Genomic DNA, 12,431 nt, shown 5'->3' on the forward strand with positions numbered 1-12,431 from the left:
ATGTCCGTGCCCGCGCCGAGCCGGTGCAGGAGCACGCTCAAGGCGGCCTGAAGCACCATGAACACGGTCGTCTGCCGCGACCGCGCGAGAGCGGCCAGGGCCTGGTGCAGTTCGGCATCGATGCGCACCGGGACGACGCCGCCCTCGGTGCCTGCCTGTTCCGGGTACGGGTGGTCGGTGGGCAGCTCGATGCGGTCGGGGAGCCCGGACAATGCGTGCTTCCAGTGCGCGAGTTGGGCGTACAGCAGGCTGTCGGGGTCATCCGTGCCGCCGAGGAGTTCGTGCTGCCAGAGGGTGTAGTCGGCGTACTGGACGGGCAGCGGCTCCCATGCCGGGAGGTCTCCGGTGCGGCGGGCGGCGTAGGCGGTGCTGAGGTCGCGGGTCAGCGGTCCCATGGACCAGCCGTCTCCGGCGATGTGGTGGATGACCAGGACGAGTACGTGCTCGTCGACAGCGTCGGTGACAGTCAACAGGGCGGCGCGGAGGGGGAGTTCGGTCGCCAGGTCGAAGGGGTGGCGGACGGCGAGGTCGATGGCGCCGGTCAGTTCCGCCTCGGTGACCGACTCGACATCCACGACTGGCTGCGCCTCGGTGGCCGGGCGGATGTCCTGGTACGGCTGGCCGTCGTTGTCGGGGAAGACGGTACGCAGGGCTTCGTGACGTGCGACCACATCACCCAGCGCGGCACACAGGGCATCGACGTCCAGGGCGCCGGACAAGCGCAGGACCACGGGCACGTTGTAGGTCGGGCTGGGTCCTTCGTACCGGTGCAGGAACCACAACCGGCGCTGCGCGAACGACAGTGGTGTCTGTTCCGGACGGATGGCGGGTGTCAGTGCCGGGCGGGCGGCCGGGCTCGTCGTTGCTGCCAGTGTGCGCGCCAGGGTGGCGATGGTAGGTGCGGCGAACAGGTCGCGGATGGCTACGTCTACGCCCATGACCGCTCGTACGCGGCCGATGAGGCGCATGGCGAGGAGGGAGTGTCCGCCGAGGTCGAAGAAGCTGTCGTCGACGCCGATGCGGTTGAGGCCGAGGACGTCGGTGAAGAGTCCGGCCAGGATTTCCTCGCGTGCGTCGCGCGGGGCCCGGGAGTGAGCGGCCGTGCCGCTGTAGTCGGGTGCGGGCAGGGCCTTGCGGTCCAGCTTGCCGTTCGGTATCAGCGGCAGGGCGTCCAGGACCATGATGGTGGGCGGGACCATGTAGTCGGGGAGTTGGTCGGCCACCTGGGCACGCACGGTGGACGGTTCGGCGTCGGTTCCGGTCTCGCTCACGATGTAGCCGACGAGGCGTCGGTCGCCGGGCCGGTCCTCCCGGATGAGGGCGGCGGCGCTTGTGATCCCCGGGCAGGCGGTCAACGCGGCTTCGATTTCGCCGAGTTCGATGCGGTAGCCGCGGAGTTTGACCTGGTCGTCGGTGCGGCCGAGGTAGCGCAGGGTGCCGTCGTCGTTCCAGGACGCGAGGTCGCCGGTGCGGTACATACGGGACCCGGGCGGCCCGTACGGGTCGGCGACGAATCGCTCCGCCGTCAGTCCCGGCCGGTTCAGATAGCCACGGGCGACACCGGCGCCCGCCACGTACAACTCGCCCGGCAGCCCCGCCGGGACGGGGGAGAGCCCTTGGTCCAGCACGTATATGCGCGTATTGCCGATGGGGCGGCCGATGGGTGGTGTCTCGGCGCCTGTCAGGGGGTCGCTGAGGGTTGCGCAGACGGTGGCTTCCGTGGGCCCGTAGGCGTTGACCATTCGTCGGCCCTGGGACCAGCGTTCGGCTACATCGGGTCCGCAGGCTTCGCCGCCCACGACGACTGTCATGGTCTGCGGGACGTGGGTCACCTCCAGTACGCCCAGGGCGGAGGGCGGCACCATGCAGTACGTCACTGTGGCGTCGGTGAGGACACGGGCGAGTGCGGGGCCGGGGGCGAGGTCGTGTGCGTCGGCCACTACCAGCGCGGCGCCGGTGAGCAGGGCCAGGCTCCAGTCCCAGGTCGCCGCGTCGAAGCTGGGTGAGGCGAACTGCAGGATGCGGCTGCCCGGTCCCACGCCGAGGTGCGGCCCGGAGGATGCCACGAGGCTGACCAGACCGGCGTGGGTGACCACCACGCCCTTGGGTACGCCCGTCGATCCGGAGGTGTAGATGACGTAGGCGGGATGCGCGGGCCGGGGCCCGGACGCGACCGGCTCGGCCGTCTCGCAGGCCGCCAACTCCGCCTGCACCGCCGCGTCGTCGAGCTGTACGACCGGCGTGCTGTCGGTCCAAAGATGGGTGGTCGTCGTATCGGTCACGGTCAGCGTGGGCCGGGCGTCCTGGACCATGAAGCGGATCCGGTCGACCGGGTACGCGGTGTCGATGGGCAGATACGCGGCCCCCGCCTTCCACACCGCAAGGACCGCCACCACCAGCTCGGGTGATCGTGGCAGTGCCAGTGCTACCACCTGCTCGGAGCCGACGCCCCGTGCTACCAGCAGGCGCGCGAGCCGGTCTGCCCGCGTGTTCAACTCGCCGTACGAGTAGACGGTGCTGCCGTCAGCGGCCACCAGCGCGACCGCGTCCGGGTCCTGAGCGACTCGCGCCTCGAACGCGGCCGGTGCCGTCTCCTCCGGCACCTCGACCGCCGGACCGGTGCCCCACTCACCCAGCACACGCTCACGCTCACCGGCGGTCAGCAACTCCACCGCACCGACCCGCTGCCCCGCGTCCTCGGCCACAGAACTCAGCAGACGAACCAGACGGTCGAGGAGCGCGTCCGCGTCCGGGCCGGTGTAGCTGTCGGTGCGGTAGTCGAGGCGGAGCCGCAGCTCGGGTCCCGGGACGACGACGAGGTTCAGCGGGTAGTGGGCGCCGTCGTAGCCCGTGGCTCCGGTGACCCGCAGGCCTTCGGCGGCTGTGGTCTCGTCGGCGGGGTTGGCGGTACGGGGGGCCAGGTAGTTCTCGAAGGCGACGACGGTGTCGAACAGACCGCCCGTACCGGCGGCCCGTTGGATCTCCGTGAGGGACAGGTGCTGGTGCGGCAGCAGCGCACCCTGCTCGTCCTGCACACGTACGGCCAGATCGGCCCACGTGTCCTCGGGCTCCAAGCACACCCGGACCGGAACCGTGTTGATGAACAGGCCGATCATGCTCTCGATACCCGGGATCTCGGGCGACCGCCCCGACACCACGGCACCGAAAACCACGTCGTCCTGACCGGTCGTCCGGCCGAGGAGCACACCCCACGCGCACTGCACCAGGGTGTTGAGGGTGACACCGGCGCGGCGGGCCTGGGCGTCGAGTGCCGTCGTGGTGGCCGCGTCCAGGTGGGACACCAGCCGCTCGGGCAGGGACGCGGGGCCCGGGTCGGCTGAGGACGCGGACGAGGACGAGGACGAGGACGACGACAGGGGTGAGGGTGTGGCCGCCGCCGCATACGTTGGCTCGGCCCCCGCCATCGCTCGGGTCCAGGCGTCCTGCGCCGCTGTCCGGTCGCGCTCCACGAGCCACGTCAGGTAGTCGCGGTAGGGCGTCGTCCTTGGCAGGGCGGAGTCGTCACCACCGGATGCGTACAGCCGGTACAGGGCGAGGAGCTCATTGATGTGGAGGGTCGAGGACCAGCCGTCGGTGAGGATGTGGTGCTGGGTGATGGCCAGGCAGTGACGGTCGTCGCCCAGGCGCACCAGGGCGAACCGCATGAGCGGCGCCTGTGCCAGGTCGAAGCGTCGGGCCCGCTCCTCGCTCAGGAATGCGCTCAGAGCCGCTTCGACATCGGTACCGACATCGGTACCGACATCGGTACCGGCATCAGAACCGGCATCGGCGCCAGCGTCCACGCCGCTGGACAAGTCGACGTCAATCCAGGGCAGTTGCACCCCGTTTTCGATGATCTGCACCGGCCGGTCCAGACCCTCGTGGTGGAACGCAGCCCGCAGGTTGGGGTGCCGTTCCAGCATGCGCTGTGCCGCAGCCCGCAGGGCCTGGCCGTCCACGGAACCGTCGAGGCGCAGCGCCATCTGGACGGTGTAGACGTCGAGGGCGCCGGGGTCCGCGCTGTCGGCGATGGCGTGGAAGAGCATTCCCTCCTGGAGCGGGGACAGCGGCCAGACGTCGGTCAGCTCCGGGTGCTGCTGTTCGAGTCGGGTGATCTGCTCCTGTGGGAGGTCGACGAGGTCGAGGTCGCTGGGGGTCCGGCCCGCGGTCGCCGGGCCTTCGGCGTGGGCGCCGAGTGCGGCCAGGGCGGCCAGCCAGGCGTCGGCGAGCTCCTGGACACGGTGGCGGGCGAAGCGGGCCTCGGGCCACTTGAAGGTCGCGCTGAGTGCGGAGCCGTCGGCGGAGTCCACGGTGACGGCATTGATCATCAACGGGTTCGGGGCCTGCATGCGCGGGTCCAGGCCACCGGGTGACGGGTTGCCGGGGACCTGCTGCCAGTCCGCGGCCGTGGTGTCGGCGCCGGGGGCGGGCACCGTGAATCGGCCGAGGTAGTTGAAGGAGACCTGAGGGGAGGGGAGTTGGGCGAGGCCGGGGGCCGTCTCCGGGTTGAGGTGCCGCAGCAGACCGTAGGCGAATCCGTTGTCGGGGACGGCGCGCAGCTGCTCCTTGACCTGCTGTAGCGCACGGCCGACCGCAGGCCCGCCGGAGCGCAGCTCGGCGGCCGGTACGGCGCCCGGGTCGAGCCGGACCGGCGCCAGGCTGGTGAACCAGCCGACGACGCGGGCGGTGTCGGCCCCGGCGAGGTCGTCCTGGCGGCCGTGTCCCTCCAGGTCGATGAGGGTGGCGGTGTGCCGGGGGTCGTCGCGCCAGCCGGCGAGGGCGACCGCGAGTCCGGTCAGGAGCACTTCGTTGATGGTGGAGTGCAGCGAGGTGGGCACGCGGGTGAGGAGCGCTTCGGTGAGCCGGGCCGGTACGCGGACGCGCAGCGAGGCCAGTGTGTCGGCGGTGCCGGACGCGGAACGGGCGTCCGCGCCCTGCACACCCCCCGAGACACCCCCTGAGTCCCCTGAACCCCCTACGCCCCCTGCGCCGTGTCCCAGAAGCGGTTCCGGCTCGGACAGCATCTCGGTCCACTGCGGCAGCGTCGCGGTGGTCCGGGACTCACCGGCCAGCTCCGTGAGCTTGCGGGCCCACTGCCGGAACGACGTGCCGACTGGCGCCAGCTCGGGGGCACGCCCGGCGAGTACGGCCGCTCCCGCGACGGCGAGATCGGGCAGCAGGATCCGCCAGGAGACGCCGTCCACCACCAAGTGGTGGATCGCCAGGAGCAGGCGGCCCGGCTCCTCGGGCCCGTTGTCGAACCAGACGGCCTGGAGCATGACCCCGTCGTGCGGGGCGAGCTTTCCGCAGGCCTGCTCCGCGTGGTGCACGAGGAGCTCGCGCCGTCGCTCGTCGTCGAGACCGGCGGTGACGACCTGGGTGAGGTACGGCTCGACGGACACCGCACCGACCGGCGGGACGTCGAGTATCCAGTCGGAACCGGAACCGGAACCGGTGTCGGTGTCGGCACCAGTCTCGGCTTCGGCGCCGTCCCGCCCGTCCCGCCGCACGAGGCGGGCCCGCAGCATGTCGTGGTGGTCGACCAGTGCCTGCAACACGTCGCCGAGCTGTGCGCGGTCGATGCCGCCGGGCACCTGTACGAAGGCGGACTGGTGGAAGGCGTCGAAGGGGTGGCCGGGTTCGAGGAGCCAGTGCATGACGGGCGTCAGCGGCACCTCGCCCACTCCCGCGCGGTCGACGGCGGTGTCGCCTCCGCCGTTCCCTCCACCGCTCTCGCCGCCGACCGGTCGCGCCCTGCGGGCCAGTGCCTCGGGCGTCTGGTCCTTGAAGACGTCACGGGGCGTGAGATCGAGGCCGTGTTCGCGGGCGCGCGTGACAAGCACGATGGAGCTGATGCTGTCGCCGCCGAGGGCGAAGAAGCCGTCGTCGACGCCGACGCGGTCGGCGTCGAGGCCGAGGACGTCGGCGAAGAGCCCGGCGATGATCCGCTCGTGCGGGGTGCCGGGGGTACGGGTGGGTGTGGAGGTGGAGGCGCGGGTGTAGTCGGGCACGGGCAGCGCCCTGAGGTCCAGCTTTCCGTGGGCGCTCAGGGGCAGCGTGTCCAGGAGCACCACGGCCGTGGGCACCATGTACTCCGGCAGCCGCGCGCCGACGGCCTTCTTCACCTGCTCGACATCGACCGCACTGTCCTCCACGCCATCCACGCCATCCACGCCGTCATCGGCCACGACATAGCCGACCAAGCGCCGGTCACCGGGCCGGTCCTCCCGGATGAGGGCAGCGGCACTCGCCACACCGGGGCAGGCGGTCAACGCGGCCTCGACCTCGCCGAGTTCGATCCGGAACCCGCGCAGCTTCACCTGGTCGTCGGCGCGGCCGAGGAACTGCAACGTGCCGTCCCCGTTCCACCGCACCAAGTCCCCGGTGCGGTACATACGGGACCCGGCAGGCCCGTACGGATCGGCGACGAACCGTTCGGCGGTCAGCCCCGGCCGGTTCAGATAGCCGCGGGCCACACCCGCCCCCGCCACGTACAACTCACCCGGCACACCGGGCGGAACCGGTGACAGACCCTCGTCCAGGACGTACGTGCGTACGTTGGCGATCGGACGGCCGATCGGCGGCACCGTCGCCCCCGACAGCGCCTCGCTCAAGGTCGCGCACACCGTGATCTCCGTCGGCCCGTACGCGTTGAACATCTTCCGGCCCGCGGACCAGCGTTCCACGATCTCGGGACCGCAGGCCTCCCCGCCGACGATCAGCGTCAGCGTGCCCGGCAGCGTTTTCTCGGACAGCACTCGCAGCACCGACGGCACCAGCGTGCAGTGCGTGATCTCCTCGGCGCGGAGCAGTTCGAGGAGGTCGGGCCCGGGCGTGAGCCGGTCCGCGTCGGCGAGCACCAGCGTGCCGCCCGTCAGCAGGGCCGTGAAGAACTCCGACGCGGCGGCGTCGAAGCTGGGCGACAGGAACTGCAGCACCCGGGAGCCGACGCCGATGCCCCACTGCTCGCTCTGCGCGAGCGCGAAGTTGGCGAGGCCCCGGTGCGGGACGGTGACGCCCTTGGGGGTGCCGGTGGAGCCCGAGGTGTAGATGACGTAGGCCGGGTGGGCGGGGTCCAGGGCGCCGAGCCGGTCGGCGTCGGTGAGGTCGGACGCGGCCAGGCCCGCGAGGTGCCCCTGGACCGCGGGGTCGTCGAGGACGACGACGCCCGTGCCGTCCTGCTCCGAGAGCAGCTCCCCGGCGCTGGAGTGGGCAAGGACGAGGCTCGGGCGGGCGTCCCGCAGCATGAAGCGGATGCGGTCGACCGGGTAGGTCGTGTCCAGCGGCAGATAGGCGGCGCCCGCCTTGAGCACGGCGAGCAGTGCGGTGATCAGGTCGGGGGAGCGGGGGATGGCCAGGGCCACGATGTGCTCGGGGCCGATGCCGCGCTCGACCAGGAGCCGGGCCAAACGGTTGGCGCGGGCGTTGAGGTCCGCGTACGAGACGTGGGCGCCGTCGGCGCTGAGCGCGCTCGCACCGGGCACGGCCACCGCGCGCTCCTGGAACAACTCGGCGGCGGCCCCGGCGAGTTCCGGCGTAGCCGTGTCGTTCCACTCTTCGAGGACTCGGCGCCGCTCGTCTCCCGACAGTACGTCGAACGACCCCACGTGCCGCTCCGGGGCGGTGACACCGCTCTCGACGACACGGATGAATCGTTCGGCCAGGGCGGTGACCGTGCCGTGATCGAACAGGTCGGTGCGGTACGAGATCACCCCGCTGATCCCGTCGGGGGAACCGTCCTCGCCGTGCTGTTCGGCCAGGCTGACGGACAGGTCCATCCGGGCGGACTGGAGGCGGACGGCCTGGGGAGCGGCCTTGAGCCCGCCGAACTCCAGGGCCGCCCGCGGGGTGTTGTTGAGGGCGAGCATGACCTGGAAGAGCGGGTGGTGGGCGAGGGACCGCGTCGGGTTGAGGGCTTCCACCAGGCTTTCGAAGGGGACGTCCTGGTGGGAGTAGGCGTTGAGGTCGCTCTCGCGCACGCGGTCGAGGAGTTCGTTGAAGGTGGGGTCGCCGGAGAGGTCGGTGCGCAGTACCAGCGTATTGACGAAGAAACCGACCAGGTCGGCCAGTTCTTCCTCGCCACGGCCTGCGACCGGTGTGCCGATCGGAATGTCCGTGCCCGCGCCGAGGCGGTGCAGGAGTACGCTCAAGGCGGCCTGAAGCACCATGAACACGGTCGTCTGCCGCGACCGCGCGAGAGCGGCCAGGGCCTGGTGCAGTTCGGCATCGATGCGCACCGGGACGACGCCGCCCTCCGACCCGGCCTGCTCGGGATACGGGTGGTCCGTGGGCAGCTCGATGCGCTCCGGCAGCCCGGCCAGCGCGTCCTTCCAGTGGGCGAGCTGGGTGGAGAGCAGGCTGTCGGGGTCGTCCGCCTCGCCGAGGAGTTCGTGCTGCCAGAGGGTGTAGTCGGCGTACTGGACGGGCAGCGGCTCCCATGCCGGGAGGTCTCCCGTGCGGCGGGCGGCGTAGGCGGTGCTGAGATCACGGGTCAGCGGTCCCATGGACCAGCCGTCTCCGGCGATGTGGTGGATGACGAGGACGAGTACGTGCTCGTCGACAGCGTCGGAGATGGTCAACAGGGCGGCGCGGAGCGGCAGTTCGGTCGCGAGGTCGAAGGGGTGGCGGACGGCGCAATCCACGGCGCCGGTCAGTTCTGCCTCGGTGACCGACTCGACGTCCACGACTGGCTGCGCCTCGGCGACCGGGCGGATGTCCTGGTACGGCTGCCCGTCCGTTTCCGGAAAGACCGTACGCAGGGCCTCGTGACGCGCCACCACATCACCCAGCGCGGCACACAGCGCATCGACGTCCAATGCACCGGACAGGCGCAGCACGACCGGCACGTTGTAAGTCGCGCTGGGGCCCTCGAACCGGTACAGGAACCACAACCGACGCTGCGCAAACGACAACGGCACCATGTCTTCTTGCGTTCCCCTCGTGTCTCAGCAGCAGCTCTAGCGCCGGTCTGTCCCGCGCGATGTAAGTCCGGGTGTGGAGGTGGCTCCGGGTGTGGACGTGGGTCCGGGTGTGGAGGTGGCTCCGGGTGTGGACGTGGGTCCGGAGGGCTCAGGTCACCCGGACATGGCCACCAGGACGCGGCGCGGCCCGGTGTACGGGCGGCGGCCGTGCGCCACGGCCACGTTGTCGATCAGCAGCAGATCGCCGTCGTGCCAGTCCACGTCCACGGCCGCGTTCAGGCCGTTGTCCCGTACGTGCGCCACGTACGCGTCGGGAATGGGCGTGCCGTCGGCGAACGTCACCGACTGCGGCAGCTCGTCCTCCGGCATCAGCTCGGAGAGCATCATCGCGGTGTCGGCGTCGAGACCGGCGAGATGCCACTGGTCGAACTGGTTGAACCAGACCTCGTCGCCGGTGACCGGGTGCCGCACCGTGGCCGGGCGCAGCTGCGTGATGCGCAGGCCGCCGTCCGCCTTCCACTCCCAAGTGACGTCGGCGTCCGCGAGGTGCGCCTCGACCTCGTCCTTGTCGGAGGTCTCGAACGTGTCCTGCCAGCTCTTGCCGAAGCCGGCCCCGCTCTGCAGGTTCTGCGTGTAACGGATGCCCTTGCTGAACGCGGCCCTGACCTCCTCGTCGAGGGAACTCAGCCACACCGTGCCGTCGACCACCGGCGTCGCGCCCCCGGTGGCGGGCTCACGCTCGCAGTAGAAGGCGAGCCGGGACGGCCAACGGCGGGCGTACGACAGCTCGTTGTGCATGGAGATGGTGAACTCGGACGGGTACTCGGTCGAGGTGTACACGTTGCTGCCGACCTTGGTGCGGGGCGAGTTGCCGTGCACGTAGGCCAGGCGGTTCGGCAGGAGCAGGTCGAGCGCCGAGTCGACCTGCTCCTGGGACGTGCCGAAGCCACGGAAGACCAGGGCCTTGTGCGCGAGGAGCAACTCGGCCGTCTTCGCTGTGTCACTGACCGCCGCCAGCAAGCCCTCGTGGCTCGCCGCCACCCCCGCCGTGTCCGGCGACACCACATGGGGCGTCCAGTCGCTCTGCTCGCTCACGCTCACGCTCACGCCGCTTCTCCTCTGTTCCCTGTTCTCTGTGACTTGTTACCTGTGACTGTTGGCGTCACGGATGTCCTGCCGCATCGTGCTCAGGTCGCCCCGTGCTCAGGTCGTCCCGCGCGACCGAGGCCGCAGCTTGGGCCGTGGCTTGGACTTGGGCCTGGGCCCGTCCGGGGCGTCGAGACTTTCGGCCAGCTCCGCCACCGTCGGCTTGGTGAAGACCGTCCGCAGGTCGACCTCCGCGCCGACGACGGTGCGGATGCGGCCGATGAGGCGTGTGGCGAGCAGGGAGTGCCCGCCTAGGTCGAAGAAGTTGTCGTCGACGCCGACCGACTCCAGGCCGAGGACTTCGGCGAAGAGCACGGCGAGCGCTTCTTCGCGGCTGTTGCGCGGAGCCCGGGAATGAGCTCCCGTACCGCTGTAGTCGGGTGCGGGCAGCGCCTTCCGGTTCAGCTTTCCGTTCGGCGTGAGGGGGAGGGCATCGAGGGTGACGACGGCTGCGGGGACCATGTGGTCGGGCAGCCGCGCGGCGACGGCCTTCCTCACCTGGCCGACGTCGACACCGACACCGGCACCCGCACCGACGCCGCCATCGGCCACGATGTAGCCGACCAGACGCCGGTCACCGGGGCGGTCCTCACGAACGAGAGCAGCGGCACCCGCCACACCGGGACAGTCCGCCAACGCCGCCTCGACCTCGCCGAGTTCGATGCGGAAGCCGCGTAGCTTGACCTGGTCGTCCGCGCGGCCGAGGTAGCGCAAAGCCCCGTCGTCGTTCCAGGCCACCACGTCACCCGTGCGGTACATACGCGACCCGGCGGACCCGTACGGATCGGCGACGAACCGCTCCGCCGTCAGCCCCGGCCGGTTCAGATAGCCACGGGCGAGCCCCGCCCCCGCGAGATACAGCTCCCCGGCGACACCCGGCGCGACCGGACGCAGCGCGGCGTCCAGCACGTACACCCGCGTGTTGGCGATCGGACGGCCGATCGGCGGAGCGACCCGAGGGTCACTGTCCGGAACGCACGAGTGGTAGGTGACGTCGACCGTCGCCTCCGTCGGCCCGTACAGGTTGTGGAGCTGTGCGGCGGGCAGTACGGAGTGGCAGCGCGCCACCAGGTGGGCGGGCAGCGCCTCACCACTGCTGAACAGCCGCCGCAGGGACACACAACGCCCGGCCGACGGCTCGTTCAGGAACGCGTCGAGCATCGACGGCACGAAGTGCGCGGTGGTGACGCTTTCGCTCTCCACGAGTCCGGCCAGGTAGCGGGCATCGTTGTGCCCGTCGGGCTTCGCCAGGACCAGGGTCGCGCCCTGTAGCAGCGGCCAGAAGAACTCCCATACGGACACGTCGAATCCGGCCGGTGTCTTCTGCAGCACTCGGTCGTCGGCCCCGAGCCCGTACTCGTCCTGCATCCACCACAGCCGGTTCACCACCCCGGAGTGCGGGATGGTGACGCCCTTGGGGGTGCCGGTGGAGCCTGAGGTGTAGATGACGTAGGCGGGGTGTGCGGGGTCGGGTGTGGTGTGCGGGTTGGTGGTGTCCAGTGCCGCGGTGTGTGCCCGGACGGTGGGGTCGTCGAGGCAGAGGGTGGGGGTGTTCTGGGGCCAGAGGGCTGGTGGGTTGGTGGTGTGGGTGAGGACGAGAGTGGGCCGGGCGTCTTGGACCGTGTGGTGGATGCGTTCGGCCGGGTAGGTCGTGTCGATGGGGAGGTAGGCCGCCCCCGCTTTGAGTACGGCGAGGAGTGCGGTGATGAGTTCTGGTGAGCGGGGCAGGGCGAGGGCGACGATGTGCTCGGGGCCGACGCCGTGTTCGGTCAGGAGTCGGGCGAGGCGGTTGGCGCGGGTGTTGAGTTCGTCGTACGTGATGGGGGTGTCGTCGGCGATGAGGGCGATGGCGTCGGGTGTGGCGTTGGCCTGTGCCTGGAACAGTTCGGGGACCGTTGTCGGAGGCAGGGGAGCGGTCGTGGCGTTCCACTCTTCGAGGACCTGGTGCCGCTCGCCCTCGGACAGCACGTCGACCGTGCCCACGCGCTGACCGGGGTCGTCCGTCACGGTGCGCAGCACCCGCACCAGCCGCTCCACCAGCGCGTTCACCGTGGCCTGCGCGAAGAGATCCGTACGGTACGCGACCGACCCGACGATCCCGTCCGGCGAACCGCCCCCGCCCTGCCGCTCGGCGAGGTGCACCGTCAGGTCCATCCGCGCGGCCCGGATGCGCGCGTCCTGCGGGGTCGCCTTCACCCCGGCGAAAGCCAGCTCGCCACGCGGATTGTTGTTGAGGGCGAGCATGACCTGGAAGAGGGGGTGGTGAGCGAGGGAGCGCGTCGGGTTGAGTGCCTCGACCAGGCCTTCGAAGGGGACGTCCTGGTGGGAGTAGGCGTTGAGGTCGGTCTCGCGGACGCGGTCGAG

General features: G+C 70.8%; 3 protein-coding genes. All 3 read right to left on the bottom strand.

Annotated features, from left to right (window positions below; genetic code table 11):
• Positions 1–8,912 (bottom strand): amino acid adenylation domain-containing protein (locus tag ABZ953_RS38860; RefSeq protein ID WP_361734189.1); only part of this gene is annotated, 8,912 nt, incomplete at its 3' end.
• A 162-nt stretch (positions 8,913–9,074) separates the two neighbouring features.
• A complete protein-coding gene (locus ABZ953_RS38865; RefSeq protein WP_361734191.1) occupies positions 9,075–10,028 on the bottom strand; it encodes a TauD/TfdA family dioxygenase in 954 nt (317 codons plus the stop codon).
• A gap of 96 nt (positions 10,029–10,124) precedes the next feature.
• A partial coding sequence (locus ABZ953_RS38870; protein WP_361734193.1) for an amino acid adenylation domain-containing protein occupies positions 10,125–12,431 on the bottom strand: 2,307 nt, incomplete at its 5' end.

It is taken from the genome of Streptomyces sp. NPDC046465, assembly GCF_040646035.1.
GTDB lineage: Bacteria > Actinomycetota > Actinomycetes > Streptomycetales > Streptomycetaceae > Streptomyces.